Source organism: Thermoanaerobaculia bacterium (assembly GCA_035260525.1).
Classification (GTDB): domain Bacteria; phylum Acidobacteriota; class Thermoanaerobaculia; order UBA5066; family DATFVB01; genus DATFVB01.
In genome coordinates this window covers 12,750-27,550 of record DATFVB010000042.1, presented here as the reverse complement: position 1 = coordinate 27,550, position 14,801 = coordinate 12,750, and the positions used below count along the sequence as shown (strand labels likewise).

Genomic DNA, 14,801 nt, shown 5'->3' with positions numbered 1-14,801 from the left:
CAGCGCCCGCCTCGGACTGCAATCGACGTGCCCCGCGGCCGGCGCCGTCCTCCGTCGCGCTAAGCGGGCCCTCGCTCGTCGGCCGGGCCCGACGGCGACAGGACCGGTCCGCTCGGCGCGGCTGTCGGCGCGGGGGGAGGAGCGGGCGACGGGTCGGGCGACGGCGTCGGGGGAGCGGGCGCGCTTCCCGGAGCGGGAGCGGACCCGACCGGAAGCAGGATGAACACGTTGAATTCCTCCGACGGAGAAGGCGCCGGCCAGCCGACGGGCGCCGCGACCGTCAGCCCGTGCATCGGGACCGCGATCGGCCTGCCGTCGTAGGTTCCGGAAGCCACGGGAGCGCCGTAGAAGTCGCGGGCGTTCCGAAGCTCCCATGCCTGCCCCGCCGCCAGGACGCCGGAGACGTCCGCGGGGACGAACGGCGCGCCGGAGCCGGCGTAGGCGACGATCGTCGCGCGCCCCGGCTCGTAGGCGTTCGGCCGGACGAAGGCGACCGTCGAGCCGGGGTGCGACCAGAGGTACTTGTTCTGCGGGAACTCAGCGGCGTCCCAGCCGAAAATCGAGGAGTAGATCGTGTTGCCGGTCATCACCGTCCCGGAGTTCGCGGCGTTCTGCTTGATGACACCGTTGACCAGGTGGTTTCCGGTGACGACGGCGCCGGACGAGCCGCGGCCGAAGTCCGCGTAGCCGAGGTCGATGTCGTTGCCGTTGCCCCACTGCGAGAAATACACGAAGTTGTCGGTCACGACCGGCCGGTGCGCGACGACGCCGCCGCCGATCGTGATGTCGTCGGCCGGGGAATTCACGATCTCGCCGTTGCCGAAGATCGTGTTGCCGTCGATCGTGATGTCGTCGAGGTAAGAGTTCTCGGTCCCGTAGACCTGGATCCCGTTGCAGAAGTTCTGGAAGATGACGTTGTCGCGGATCACCTTCGTCCCTTCGCGGTTCTGGACGTAGAGACCGTGCCCGTGCCCGCGGTCGGGCGCGTTCCACCCGTTGTCGGAAATGAGCGAGCCGTAGAACTCGACGTTCGTCGCCTCCTTCCAGAGGCCGACGTCCTGGACGTCGTGGATGACCAGGTTGATGAACTTCAGTCCGTCGCCGGTGCGGGACGACTGCTCCGTCTGGACGTTGCCGCGGCCGATGTCGGTCGGATTCGAGCCGGTCTGCGCGGAGACGCGGTTCGGATCGGAGCTCGTGATCTCGAACCCCCAGTACCAGGCGTACGAGCCGGCGATCGTGAAGATCGATTTCCAGCCGGAGTCGCCTCCGTCGATCGTCGCGCGTTCCCCGGGATACTGCCGGACGACGATCGGCGCGTCGGCGGTGCCGTTCAGATTCGCCGTGTACGTGCCGCGATAGGTTCCGCCCCGCAGCCAGATCGTGTCTCCGGGATGGACCGAAGACGGCTGCGCGAGCGCGGTCGCGAGGTCCCACGGATGATCGGCGTCGCCCGTAGCGCCGGGCGAGCCGTTCGGCGAGACGTAGAAGTCCGAGGCACCTGCCGCGACGGCGGCGGCGAGCGTCAGCAGAACGAGACCGAAAGTTTTCATGTCGGGGTTTCCTATGGGTTGATGAGGTGAGGGTTTTGCCGGCATCGGGCCGGCGGGATGACGAGGGAAAGGTTCGGAAACGGCGAATGATCTCGGACGAGTGGCTTGTCAAAGAGCTCCGATGATGTTTGGCGCGGGGTGGCTGCTGAGAGGCCGAGATGGTACTGCGCCGGCAGCGGGTCAGAAAGATGTTTTCTGCGAAATTAAATTTCACGCCAGGAAGCGCCGGATATACTGACCGCCCCGGATGACAGTTTCGGTCTTTCTCTTCGCCGCCACGCTCGCCGCCAAGGGGAATTCGCGGTTCCCCGCGGCCCCCGGACAGTGGGAGTTCACGACGACCTTCGCGATGGGGGGCCTCCCGGTCGCGCCTCCGCCGCGGATCGTCGAGCGCTGCGTGGACGGCGCGCCGGATCCCCCCGCTCTCCTCGCCGAAATCGGCGCTCCCGCGGACGACTGCAGGATCGACGGGTGGACGGCCGAGGGCCGCACCGTCCGGTGGAGCGGCGAGTGCGCGGGACGCTACCGCGGTTCCGGAGCCGGCCGGCTCGCGTTCGACGGCGATCGCGGCGAAGGAGAGTTCACGATCCAGGTCGAAGACGGGCGGGGAGCGAAGCACCCGGTCCGCTACCGGATCCAGGCGCGGCGGGATGGCGCGTGCCCGCCGTGAAGCGGTGCTGGGTCGGGGTCGACCTCGGGGGGACGAAGATCCTCGCCGGCGTCTTTTCCTCTTCCGGCCGATGGCTCGGCCGCCGCAAGCGCGCGACGCCGTTTGCGGCCGGAGGAAGAGCGCTCGTCGGCGCCATCGCGGAAGCGATCGACGGCGCCGTCGCCGACGCCGGCGTCCCGAGATCGTCGATCGCGGCGATCGGCCTCGGCAGTCCCGGCCCGCTCGACCCGGAGCGCGGCATGATCCTTCGGTCGCCTCATCTGGCGGTCCGAAGGCTCCCGATCGGGCCGGCAATCGCGAAGGCGTATTCCCGCCCCGTCGTCCTCGACAACGACGTTCACATGGCGCTGCGCGGCGAGTGGCGGATGGGCGCGGGAAAAGGGCTCCGAAACCTCGTCGGACTGTGGATCGGAACCGGCGTGGGCGGGTGCGTGATTTCCGGAGGGCGGGTGCTCACGGGAATCAACCGGAACGCCGGGGAGCTCGGCCACATGATCATCGACGCGCGACGGGCGCGGGCCGGAACCGACCGCGGGTCGCTCGAATGGGAGGCGTCCAAGAGCGGCATGACGCGGTGGCTGAAGAAGGAGATCCGCAAGGGCCGCACGACCGCGCTCGGCCGCCACGCCTTCCGGTCCGGACGCCTGCACAGCCGCGCCCTCGGCGACGCCTACCGCGAAGGAGACCGGCTCGCCGTCGAGGCGGTCGAACGATCGGCTCGGTACGTCGGGATCGCGATCGCCAATCTCTTCGACGCGCTCGCTCCCGAGGTCTTCATCCTGGGAGGGGGAGTCGTCGAGGACATCGGCGCCCCTTACGTTCGCCTCGCGCGGCAGGCCGCCCTGGCCCATGCGTTCTCGACCGAGCTCGCGAAGCCCCGCGTCGTCGCCTCGATTCTGAAGGACGCCGCCGGCGCGCTCGGCGCGGCGCTGGCGGCGAGGGAAGCCGCCCGATAAGCCGCCGAACGTGGACGCGGCGATCTGCTCGGGTCAGATGCTCGCATCTTTGATGCTCGGATTCTTCGAACAGGCTTCGGCGCGAGGGCTCGCAATGACGACCTCTCCAACAAATATGGGAGTGGTTCGACCGCCGACTTTCTAAAACAATGACGCGGAAATGAAATTCGGCCTCTCCCGCAGCGCCGGCGCAATCGCCGCCGCCGCGCTGATTCTGGCGCCGGCGGCGGTCTTCGGCCAGGGCGCGAACGCGACTCTGACCGGCCGCGTCAGCGACGAGAACGGCGCGGGGCTCCCCGGCGTCGCCGTGGCGGCGACGTCGCCCTCCACCGGCTTCTCCCGCGGCGACACGACGGGCCGGGGCGGGGCGTTCACGATCGCCTCGGTCCCCGCCGGCACGTACACCGTCACGTATGAGGTTTCCGGTTTCAAGACGATCGAACAGAAGAACGTCGAGCTGAACGTCGCCTCCACGCGGACGCTGGACGTCACGATGCAGGCCTCGCCGGGGGCCGAGATGATCATCGTTTCGACCGGGATCCCGCTCGTGCGGCCGGAGGCCGCGATCGGCGCCGTGGTTTCCCGGGAAGAGCTCCGGACCCTCCCTCTGGACGGGCGGCAATTCGCCGCCTTCGGCGCGCTGGCCCCCGGGACGCAGCTCTCGGTCAACGCCGACCCCACTCGGCCCGACCAGCTGACGATCTCCCTCGACGGCGGGAGCGGCCGCAACGTCAACGACGTCGTCGACGGCGGCGACAACACCGACGACACGATCGGCGGCCAGCTCCAGAACTATCCGCTCGAGGCCGTCCAGGAGTTTCACATCCAGACCCAGCAGTACAAGGCGGAATACGGCCGGTCGTCCGGCGGCGTGCTGAACGTCGCGACGAAGTCGGGGACGAACGACTTCCACGGCGGCGCGTTCGAGTACTTCCGCGACAAGAGCCTGAACTCGGAGACGGAGACCGAGAAGCAGTCGGGCAGCGGCAAGCCGGCCTACCGCCGCAACCAGTACGGCGCCTCTGTCGGCGGCCCGATCGTCAGGGACAAGGCGCATTTCTTCCTCACCGCCGAGCGGACCGAACGGAAGACGAACTATTCGGTCGACACGGAGGGCGCGCTTCCCCAGTTCGACGGCGTCGTGACGGAGCTCCCCTTCCGCGACGAGCTCGTCGCCGCCAAGGGAAGCGTCGACATCTCGGCCGACCAGTATCTCCAGGTGCGGTTCGGCTACCAGAAGAACACGAGCCAGTACGGAGCGAGCCCCCTGTTTTCGCCGGAATCGCTCGGCACCGTCGTCAACAAGTACACGTCGATCCTCGGCAGCCACCAGCTGCAGATCGGCCAGAGCGCGTTGAACGAGCTCCTGTTCCAGTACTCGAAGTTCGACAACGGCATCACGCCCGACTCGAGCCACCCGACGATCGATTTCCCGAACGGCGCCGTCGCGGGCCAGAACCCGAACACCCCGCAGCACACCGGCCAGACGAAGTACCAGTACAAGGAGGACTTCTCCTATTCGACCAACATCGGCCGGAGCAGCCACGACTTCAAGGCCGGGATCAACTACATCCACGAGCCGCGCCTCGGCGGCGACTTCTCGGCCGGGGTCGACTCGCCCCAGTACTTCATGTCGACCAATGACATCAACGGTCCCGTGGACGAAATCGTGCAGTATGCGGGCTTCAACGGCCAGAAGACGCCGGTCAACGAGTTCTCCGCGTACCTGCAGGACGACTGGCGGCCGAGCGCGCGGCTCACCGTCAATGTCGGCGTCCGGTACGACCTGTGGCTCGGCTATGACTTGAACGAGACCGGCAATCCGATCTACCAGACTCTCCATGCGCAGGCGACGTACAACGACGCGTCGTATTACGACGACTTCCGGAGCTTCGGCGGGAAGCTCGAGAACGACAAGAAGAACTGGGGCCCCCGGTTCGGCTTCTCGTACGATCTGACCGGCCAGTCGAAGACGTTCGTGCACGGCGGCTGGGGCATCTACTACGACTTCCCGTATACGAATGCGACGATCCTCTTCCCGTCGTCGGCCATTCAGTCCAATTACGGCGTCGTCTACGACGTCGTTCCTCCGCCCGATTTCCGGGTCGGTGATCCCCTGCCGCCGAATCCCGGCGGCGGAGGCCCGGCCGCGCCGAACGAAGTGGCTCTTCCCAGCGTGACGAAGACGCCGTTCACCCGGCAGGTCTCGCTCGGCATCTCTCACCAGGTGGCCGACTGGCTGGGCGTGAGCCTCGATCTCTCGAACATCCAGTATCGGGACATCCCGTACCGGTTCCGCGGCAACCCGAGGGTCGACGGCGGCGACCGCCGGTTCCCCGATTTCGGCAGCTTCCGGATCTGGATCGGCGGCGGGAAGGCCGATTACAACGGCGCGAACCTTTCCTTCAACGCGCGGCTCTCCGACAAGCTCCGTCTGCAGGGCTTCTACACGCTCTCCCGGATCACGGGCAACGTCCTGCGCGGCGCGGACGAGTTCCGCCTGACCGCGACCGACTACCAGCCCGATCTCGGCGGCGGCCGGCGCGACGTTTCGATCAACCCGCTCGATCCGCAATGCCGCGGCGCCTGCTACGGACCGCTCGACACCGACGCCCGGCACAAGGTGACGTTCGCCGCGACCTATTCGGCGCCGTGGGGGATCAACGTCTCCGGCGTCTTCCGGTATCGCTCGGCGACACCGGTGATGATCTTCACGGGAACCGACCCGAACAACGACGGCTATCCGCTCGACCTCCCGGCCGGCGTCTCCCACGTCAACGCCGGGCGCGGCGATTCCTTCGAGCAGACGGACCTGTCGTTCTCCAAGGAATTCGACCTGACGCACGGCATCGGGATCGAGGTCGTCGCCCAGGTCTTCAACGTCTTCAACGCGAAGAACCCCGCGGCGTACCGCGGAAACGTCGACGTTCCCGACGCGGATCTCCAGCCGGCCGCTTTCGCCGGCGACCCCGCGCAGGGCGAGCAGCGGTTGCTTCAGCTCGGGGCGCGTCTCCACTTCTAGGATTTCGGAATCTCGCAGCGCTCCGGGGCGAAAGCCCCGGAGGCCTCCTCTTCTTCTTCAGGCGGTCCGATCCGGCGCGACGATTTCAGGATCCGGAGGGTTCTCGGCCCTGGCCGGCCGCCACGCCTCGTCCCCCGCTTCCGGCCCGCGCTGCCTGCCAGGCCGCTTCGGCCTCTCGTCGCTCCGAGTGCCATTCGGGAAGCTTGGCTCTGGCGATGGCGACGGCTTCTCCGAGAAGGGGCTCGGCCTCCGCGGGTCGCCCGAGATCCAGGAGGGCCGAGCCGAGTGCGGTCAGCGTGGGGATCAGGACGGGGTGCGCCGGCGGGAGCGCCTTTCGCTGGATCGCGGGGCCCGGCGCAGAACGAACTCGGCCGAGCGCGGACCCTCCAATACTCGCTTTGTCCGAGCGATATCGACGAGGACGACCGCGATTTCCGAATGGTTCTCGTCGATGAACATCCTTCGCCAGATTTCGAGCGACCGCTCGAGCAACGGCAGAGCCTCCTGCGGCCGTCCTTCGGCCAGGAGAAAGCGTCCCTCGTATTGGAGGGGCGGGGCGATCCTCCTGTGCGAGGGACCCAGAGTCCGTTCGATCGTCTCGATCGAACGGCGGACGAGCTCTCGCGCACGAGCCCGGTCGCCCATGGCGAAGCGGAGCTCCCCAGCTCGCCGAGAGTGAATGCGACGCCGCTGTTGTCCTTGCCGAAAGCGTTCTCTTCGATCGCGAGGGCCTGTTCGAAGAGGGGAAGAGCCCGGGCGAACTCCTCCCGGTCCCGCAGGACACTCGCCAGGTTGAGCAGCGTCACGTCCACCTGAACGTCGACCTTTCCCTCCGCCCGGACTCCGATGGCGAGGGCGCGCTCGAGAAGACCTTGCTCGCGTTCATAGTTGCCGAGGGAATGCTCGACGTCCGCCAGGTTCGTGAGCCCGGCCGTCTCGCCCAGGCCGGTCCCCGGCGCCTGGTTGAAAATCCGCTCGGCGACGAAAATCTCGCCCGAGGCTCGGCCTGACCAACGCTCTCGGCGCCGCGCGGTCCTACAAGGACTTCGAGGTCGTCCGCGAAAACCCGCTCTTCGTTCCCGACGGCCCGGACGACCGCCATTTCGCCTCCTACGCCCCCGAGATCCAGCGGCGCCTCGTTGCGACCGGGATTTACAACGCCGACGACACGGTCAACCTCGAGACGGCGAAGCGGATGGGGTGGGACCGGAGCTGGGCCGACGCCGGCGACCCGGCGCCCGATCGCTGATGTGGAGACGAGCCCCTGCTCGAGGGCTTCAGCTCGCGGCGCGCTCCCACTTCCAGGTTTTCTGTGGGGATTCCTGCGCCCGGGGCCTTTTTTTGCGCGCCGTTCCGCCGTTACCCGGCGCTCGTCAGGCGCGGCCGACGAGCTCGGCGAGGGAGCGGTCCTCGTGGAGGCCGCCGATCGCCTTCGCGAGGAGCGGCGCAATCGTCACGACTTCGAGCCGCGGAACCGACGCGGCCCGGGGAAGCGTATCCGCGACGATCAATCTCGCGCCGGCAGCCGCCGCGAGCCGCTCCGGCGCTCCCGCGACGAACAGCCCGTGCGTGGCCACGACCGCCGCGACGGAGGCCGCGCCCGCCGTTTCGAGCGCCCGCGCGGCCGCTTCGATCGTGGCGCCGGTCGAGATCATGTCGTCCACGATCACCGCCTGGCGCCCCGCCACGTCGCCGGTGACCCCGCGGGCGGCGACTTCGCGCCCGCTCAGACGCGTCTTGTGCACGATCGCGGCGGGGGCGTTCAGCAGCCGCGCATAGCGGTCGGCGAGCTTCGCCGCGCCGAGATCGGGGGCGACGACGACGAGCCGGGAGGCCGAGGCCCACGCCTGGAGAGGGTCGGCGAGGAGAGCCACCGCGGTGAGATGCTCGAGAGGAATGGAAAAGAATCCCTCGAGCGCCGCGCTGTGGAGGTCGACCGCGACGATCCGGTCGAAGCCGCTCTCGCACACGAGATCGGCGATCAACCGCGCGCTCACCGGCTCCCGGCCCGCCGCCCTCCGGTCCTGCCGCGCGTAGCCGAAGTACGGGACGACCGCGGTCAGGCGCGCGGCGCCGGAGCGCCGGCAAGCATCGGCGAGAAGCAGCAGCTCGAACAGGTTCGCTTCGACCGGCGGACCGGTGGACTGGAGCAGATAGACGTCCTTTCCGCGGACGCTGTCGGTGATCCGGACATGGCACTCGCCGTCGGGGAATCGCTCGAGCTCCCGGTTCCCGAGCGGCGCGCCGAGCAGCCGGGCGACGTCTTCGGCCAGAGGAAGGTCGCTCGTTCCGGCGATCAGGGCGAGGTCCATCGGGGAGGGCTCCGCCTATTTCGCCGCGGCGCGGTGCGCCGCGAACTCGTCGAGGATCCGTTCGACTTCCGCATCCTCCGTCGCGGCGAAATCGCGGTAGAAATACCCGACGGCGGCGAACGGCTCCGGAGTATTGGGACAGACCACCTCGTCGGCTTCATTCCGCAGCGCCGCGCACGTCTCCGCCGCCCCGACCGGAGCCGCGATGACGAGCTTCGCCGGACCCGCCTTGCGGACCGAGCGCGCCGCCGCGCGCATCGTCGCGCCCGTGGCGAGCCCGTCGTCCACGAGCAGAACGACCCGTCCGCGGAGGTCGAGGGGGACGCGCCCGCGCCGGAAACGCGCTTCGCGCCGGCGCGCCTCCGCGATCTGCTCGCGTCGAACGCCCGCCAGATACGCGTCGGAGACCCGCAGATCCGCGACGAGCTCCGCGTTGACGAACTCGCCGCCGTTGGCCGTGACGGCTCCGATCGCGAGCTCTTCCTGTCCGGGCGCGCCGAGCTTCCGGGCCACCACGACGTCGAGCTCGGCACCGAGGGCACGGGCGACCTCCGCGGCGACCGGCACGCCGCCGCGGGGAATTCCGAGGACGAGGACGTCTTCTCCGCGGTAGCGGGAAAGATGCCGAACGAGCGATCGGCCGGCGTCCTTTCGATCCTCGAAGGGAATGCCGTCAGAGCCGTTCATCGACTCTCCTTTCGCGCCGGGGGCGGAATCGGCGCCGGATCAGACGCCGGCGGAGGACCTCTCCCGGGACGGCCGCTCCCACCACGGGTGCGTTGCGGCGCCGGCGCGCCGAAGCGGACGAAGACCCAGCCAGGCCAGGCGCCCCGCGATCTCCTCGGACGCGACGGGCACCGCGGCGCGGAGAGCCGGGGTGAGCCCGATCCCGGTGGCGACCGTGCCGGCGACGACGCCGACGAGCGTCACCTGCCGCGGCGCGCATCCCGCGAAATCGAGCGAGAACAGCGCCTCGGCGAGGCCGGGATCGTGCGGCGAGACGCGCGCCTGAGGGCCGCGCGACAGGAGCTGGCCCCGCGAGTAGACCTTGAGCGTCCCGGGAGGCTCGTCTCCCTTGACCGTGTCGACGAGGATCACGGCCTCGGCATCGGCGAGATAGGGCGTGAGATCGAGCCCCGGCGTCCCCACGTCGACGACGGAAACGCCTTCCGGAAACTCCCACCGGGCGAGCAGGTCCTCGATCACCCAGGGACCCAGGGCATCGTCGCCCATCAGGACATTGCCGAGGCCGAGGACGCGAACCGGTGCGAGGCTCCCGGTCACAGCGCTTTCACGCGCGCGATCTCGTTCCCCTTCGGATCGAACGTATGGACCGCGCACGCGAGGCACGGATCGAAGGAATGGATCGTCCGAAGCACCTCGAGCGGGAGCTCGGCGTTGGCGACCGGGTTCCCGACGAGCGAGGCCTCGTACGGTCCCGGCTGATTCTGCGCATCGCGCGGGCCGGCGTTCCACGTCGAGGGGACGACGGCCTGGTAGTTGGCGATCTTCCCGTCCTGGATGACGATCCAGTGCGAGAGCGTGCCGCGGGGCGCCTCGTGAAAGCCGAAGCCGCGCTGCTCCCCCTTCGGGAAGACCGGCGGGTTGAAGATCGTCGTGTCGCCCTTGCCGATGTTGGCGGCGAGGAGTCCCCAGTGCTTCTTGGCGGTTTCGGAGATGACGCACGTGCGGATCATCCGGGCGGCGTGCCGGCCGAGCGTCGAGTGGAGCACCGCGGGCGTGAGCTTCGTCTTCGCGACCGCGCCGGCCGTCTCGAGCGTCTTGTCCGCCCAGCGCTTCGTCGGCTCGTGGCCGATCGCGTAGCCCACGAGGACCTGAGCCAGCGGCCCGACCTGCATCACTTTCCCCTGGAAACGCGGCGACTTGACCCACGAGTATTTCTTCGCATCGTCGTAGGTCGTGTACTTCGGCTCGGTCGTCTCCTCGTAGGGATGCTTCGACCAGTCGCCGTCGTACCAGGAGTGCGCGATCGATTCGCTGACGTTCTCCTTGAAGTACGGATCCTCGAACGACTTGATCTCGCGCACGTGCGCGAGGTCGCCGTTGAAGATCGTCCCGCCGGGAAGGTCGAACTTCGTTCCCTTCGTGTCGAGCGGGAGGTCGGGGACGGCGAGGTAATTCGTGACGCCGGCGCCGTAGCCCAGCCACTCCGGATACATCCCGGCGACCGCGCAGACGTCCACGAAATACACCTGCTCGATGAACTTCGAGATGTCGTCGAGGATGTCCTTGGCCATGAACAGCTTGTTCATGTTGAGCGCGGAGTCGCTGTCGAGGTTGATCGCGTTGGCGACGCCCCCCACGGCGAGGTTCTGGATGTTCGGGGTCTTGCCCCCGAGCAGCGCGACGATCTGGTTGACCTTGCGCTGGTACTCGAGCGCCTGGAGGTAGTGCGCGACCGCGAGGAGGTTCACTTCCGGCGGGAGCTTCATCGCGGGGTGGCCCCAGTAGCCGTTCGTGAAGATGCCGAGCTGGCCGGCCTCGACGAACCCCTTGACCTTGTCCTGCACGGCTTTCATCTGCTGCTTGCTGTTGCCCGGCCACGGCGAGAGGGATTCGGCCAGGGCCGAGGTCTTCGCCGGGTCGGCCTTCAGCGCCGAGACGACGTCCACCCAGTCGAGCGCGGAGAGATGGTAGAAGTGGACGATGTGATCGTGCATCGCGTGGGCCATCACGATCAGGTTCCGGATGTACTGGGCGTTCAACGGCACTTCCATCCCGAGCGCGTTCTCGACCGTGCGCACCGACGCGATCGCGTGGACGGTCGTGCACACGCCGCAGAAGCGCTGCGTGAACATCCAGGCGTCGCGCGGGTCGCGCCCCTGGAGGATCGTCTCGATTCCGCGGAACATCTGCCCCGAGGACCAGGCTTTCTGAACCTTTCCCCCGTCGACCTCGCAGTCGATGCGGAGGTGACCCTCGATGCGAGTGACCGGATCCACCACGATTCGTTGCGACATTGCTGACCTCTATCCCTGAACGGCGGGCCGCGGCGCGCCGCTCAAAATCGGAAAACGCTTCACGATCACGATGTAGGCGAGAACCTCGAACGCGACGATCCCGACCGTCGTGAGCGTCTCGAGAACGCTCGGGAAGTACGCGTATTGGACCCCCGGATGGAAGGCCAGCAGGAACGTGTCGAACCGGTAGAGGCCCCCCGCCGTCATCATGAGCATCGCGGCGCGGAAGAGGTTGCCCGGGTCGAGCCGCTGCGTCTCGCGGCGCAGCATGAAGACCGGCGCGAGGAAGAAGATCGTCTCGAGCCAGAAGAGGAGGGCGTGACGGTCGGGAGTGAAGACGAGGCCGAGCCGCCCGCGCAGCGCCAGGTCGAGGACGCGGAGAACCGTGAACACGAGGAGGATCGGGATCATCGCCTTCGCGAGCCCGGCGAGCATCCGCGATTCGCGCGGCCGGTGGAACGCGCGGGACGAGAGCGTAGACTCGAAGACGACGGCCGCGAATCCCATCCCGACGCAGGAGATCAGGAACAGGAGCGGCAGGAGCGGCGTGGACCAGAGCGCATGGAGCTTCTTCCCCGTGAGCAGCATCAGGCTCCCGAGCGACGACTGGTGCATCGTCGGCAGGAGCAGCCCGAGCGCGATGATCCACGGCATCGCCTTCTTGAGCGGCGGAAGGATCGCCTTCGACGCGCGCTGCAGGAAGCTCGGCGGGCCCTCCTCGAATTTCTCGAGGAAGGCGGGCGAGACCTCGATCCAGCAGACGAGGACGTACGCCATCACGCAGAGTGCAACCTCGAAGAGCACCGAGTGGAGGTTCCAGTGCCGGAACCAGAGCGGCACGCGGTAGAGGAGCCAGCCCCGCCCCACGTCGACGAAGATCGAGAGGCCCGCCATGCTGTAGCCGAGCGCGCTCGTGAGCAGCGCCGGCCGGATCATCGGGTGGTACTGCCCGCGGTTGACGATGTAGATCAGGATTGCCAGCGCGTAGCCGCCGCAGGCGAGCGCCGTGCCGGTGACGACGTCGAACGCGATCCAGATCCCCCACGGGTAGCCATTGGAGAGCGCGGTCGAGGCGCCGAGGCCGACCGCGAAGCGGTAGACGACCGCGAGGGCTCCGATCGCGGCGAAGATCGCCATGAGCTTGACCGTCGGAGTGAGAAGGGGGCCGCCGACGGGCTCCGGCCGGGAAACGGTTCCGGCGCTCATGCGTCACCTCGCGGAGTCTTGTCCGACTCCCCGCCGCCCGCGCGCCGGTTCCGGAAGACCGCGAGGCCGAGGAGCCCGTAGAGGGCGACCGGGCCGATGAAGCCCTTGTAGAGGCCCTGCTGGATCGACTGCTGCGTCTCGGGGACCGGCTGCGTCCCGAGGTCCGGAAGCCCGAGCTTCTCGAGCGGGACGTGCGAGAGGTACAGCACCTGCGTCCCTCCCGCGTCGACCTCGCCGAACACCCGCGGAGAATCGCCTTCGTGGTAGCCCTTGTAGCGGTCGGGGTGCGCCGCGATCCGGCGCTTCGCCTCGGCGAGCAGCTCGTCGCGACGCCCGGAGATCACCGCGGCGCGGGGGCAGACCTCGGCGCAGGCGGCGCCTTCACCCTTCGGGAAACGGGTGAACCCGTCGGCGCCGCGGACGGGCGCGCTCTTGGCGCGGTGGGCGCACATCTCGCACTTGACCATCAGCGGTGCGAGCGACGTCCATTCGAACTTCGGGACGTTGAAGGGACAGGCCATCTGGCAGTAGCGGCAGCCGGAGCAGAGCTCGGGCTTGTACGTGACCATCCCGTACTCGCGCTTGCCGAGCGCGCCGATCATGCAGGCATTGACGCACGCGGGGTCGACGCAATGCATGCACTGCGCCTTGAAATACGAGCGCTCGAATCCGTCCTCGCTCTTGTAGAGCTTGATGACGTTCTTCGTCTGGCCGTTCAGATCGCTCGGGGCGTCCCACAGCGGCGAATAGGTCGTGTCCGGTTTCTTTCCGTTGGCCTCGCGGCAGGCGACGACGCACGTCTTGCATCCGATGCAGAGCGTCGTGTCGTAGAGGAGGCCCATCGCGTCGGCGGGAAGAGCGGGACGCACGCGCGCCTCGGAGACCCCCTCCGTGGCGGCGACGGCCGCGCCCGCCGCGGCGAGGCCCTTGAACAGGGATCGTCGATCGACGGACATCTCAGGCCTCCTTTCCGGGGCCCTTCTCCTCGGGGGGCGCCTCGCCGAGCCGGCGGGAAGCCATGAGCCCCGCGCCGACGAGCGCGCCGCCGATCACGCCGGCGACGCCGGTCGCGACCGGGCTCACTCGCCCTTCCTTCGCATGGATCGGCGGATACGTGTCGGGCGGCGTCGGCCGCTCGATGTCGACCGTCGTATGCATCGGCACGCGGAACGCGAGCGTCTGCTCCGTGCACCCGTAGCAGGGATGGCCGATGCCGATCGGCCAAGCGTCGGCGACTTCGCCGAAATGGAGCACCGAACAGTTGGCGTGCGTCTCGGGGCCTTTGCAGCCGAGCTTGTACAGGCACCAGCCCTGCCGGTGGCCGTTGTCGCCGTATTGTTCGGCGAAGCGTCCGGCGTCGAAGTGAGCGCGGCGGGGGCAGTGCTCGTGGATCGTGCGGGCGTAGGCGAACTTCGGGCGCCCTTTCGCGTCGAGCTCCGGGAGGGTCCCGAACGTCGCGAACTGGAGCACCGTTCCGAGGAGGTTGTACGGGTTGGCCGGGCAGCCGGGGATCGTGACGACCGTCTTCCCCTTCAGGATCTCGGGCGCGCCCGTCGCGCCGGTCGGGTTCGGGTCCGCCGACGGGATGCCGCCCCACGACGCGCACGAGCCGATCGCGATGATCGCGCCCGCTTTGGCGGAGACCTCGCGAACGATATCGAGCGCGGTGCGTCCGCCGATCTGGCAGTAGATCCCGTTTTCCTTGACCGGAATCGCGCCCTCGATGACGACGACGTACTTGCCCGCGTTGTCCTTCATCGCCTTGCGCAGCGCGGCCTCGGCCTGGTGGCCCGCCGCGGCGAACAGCGTCTCGTGATAGTCGAGCGAGACGAGATCCAGGATCAGGTCCGCGACCGCCGGGTGCGAGGTGCGCAGGAGCGACTCGGTGCATCCCGTGCATTCCTGGAAGTGCAGCCAGATCACGGAGGGTTTCAGCTTCTTCGCCTGGATCGCTTTGGCGACCTTCGCCGCCGCCGCGTAGGGCATCCCGACGGCCGCCAGGGCCATCGTGCACACGCGGATGAAATCGCGGCGGTCCACGCGGGCCTTCCGCTCGGTCCTGAGCTCCACGTCCGTCGACGACATACCGACCTCCTGCGAG

The 14,801-nt window shown here is 68.4% G+C and carries 11 protein-coding genes; 3 read left to right on the top strand and 8 right to left on the bottom strand.

Annotation, left to right across the window (positions count from 1 at the left end):
* Positions 1-59 precede the first annotated feature (59 nt).
* Entirely contained in the window at positions 60-1,553 is a 1,494-nt protein-coding gene (locus VKH46_01935; GenBank protein ID HKB69573.1) for a right-handed parallel beta-helix repeat-containing protein, read from the bottom strand.
* A gap of 247 nt (positions 1,554-1,800) precedes the next feature.
* Here VKH46_01935 and VKH46_01930 point away from each other — a divergent pair, with 247 nt between their 5' ends.
* The 3 genes from VKH46_01930 to VKH46_01920 all read left to right on the top strand — a co-directional run bounded on the left by VKH46_01930 (position 1,801) and on the right by VKH46_01920 (position 6,201).
* Complete coding sequence (locus VKH46_01930; protein ID HKB69572.1) at positions 1,801-2,223, top strand: DUF3617 family protein; 423 nt, start codon at positions 1,801-1,803, stop codon at positions 2,221-2,223.
* Positions 2,211-3,179, top strand: a complete 969-nt coding sequence (locus VKH46_01925; protein HKB69571.1) for an ROK family protein — start codon at positions 2,211-2,213, stop codon at positions 3,177-3,179. The genes VKH46_01930 and VKH46_01925 overlap by 13 nt, the downstream gene beginning before the upstream one ends.
* A gap of 160 nt (positions 3,180-3,339) precedes the next feature.
* Positions 3,340-6,201: a TonB-dependent receptor gene (locus VKH46_01920; protein ID HKB69570.1), complete on the top strand. Its 2,862-nt coding sequence runs from the start codon at positions 3,340-3,342 to the stop codon at positions 6,199-6,201.
* 1,373 nt (positions 6,202-7,574) lie between these two features.
* Here VKH46_01920 and VKH46_01915 read toward each other — a convergent pair.
* Genes VKH46_01915 through VKH46_01885 form a run of 7 tightly spaced genes read right to left on the bottom strand, consistent with a single transcriptional unit; the run spans position 7,575 to position 14,785 of the window.
* Positions 7,575-8,513 (bottom strand): ribose-phosphate pyrophosphokinase, encoded by a 939-nt coding sequence (locus VKH46_01915; protein HKB69569.1) that lies wholly within the window; start codon positions 8,511-8,513, stop codon positions 7,575-7,577.
* Between the two features lie 15 nt (positions 8,514-8,528).
* Positions 8,529-9,200, bottom strand: a complete 672-nt coding sequence (locus VKH46_01910; protein HKB69568.1) for a phosphoribosyltransferase family protein — start codon at positions 9,198-9,200, stop codon at positions 8,529-8,531.
* 39 nt (positions 9,201-9,239) lie between these two features.
* Positions 9,240-9,797, bottom strand: a complete 558-nt coding sequence (locus tag VKH46_01905) for a hydrogenase maturation protease (GenBank protein HKB69567.1) — start codon at positions 9,795-9,797, stop codon at positions 9,240-9,242.
* Entirely contained in the window at positions 9,794-11,494 is a 1,701-nt protein-coding gene (locus VKH46_01900; protein HKB69566.1) for a nickel-dependent hydrogenase large subunit, read from the bottom strand. Before VKH46_01900 ends, VKH46_01905 begins: the two co-directional genes overlap by 4 nt.
* 9 nt (positions 11,495-11,503) lie before the next feature.
* Complete coding sequence (gene hybB, locus VKH46_01895; GenBank protein HKB69565.1) at positions 11,504-12,700, bottom strand: Ni/Fe-hydrogenase cytochrome b subunit; 1,197 nt, start codon at positions 12,698-12,700, stop codon at positions 11,504-11,506.
* The gene (gene hybA / locus VKH46_01890) at positions 12,697-13,656 is read right to left on the bottom strand and encodes a hydrogenase 2 operon protein HybA (GenBank protein HKB69564.1); all 960 of its coding nucleotides are present in this window, start codon (positions 13,654-13,656) and stop codon (positions 12,697-12,699) included. The genes hybB and hybA overlap by 4 nt, the downstream gene beginning before the upstream one ends.
* A 1-nt stretch (position 13,657) precedes the next feature.
* Positions 13,658-14,785, bottom strand: coding sequence for a hydrogenase small subunit (locus VKH46_01885; GenBank protein HKB69563.1), 1,128 nt, complete (start codon positions 14,783-14,785; stop codon positions 13,658-13,660).
* Between the last annotated feature and the right edge of the window lie 16 nt (positions 14,786-14,801).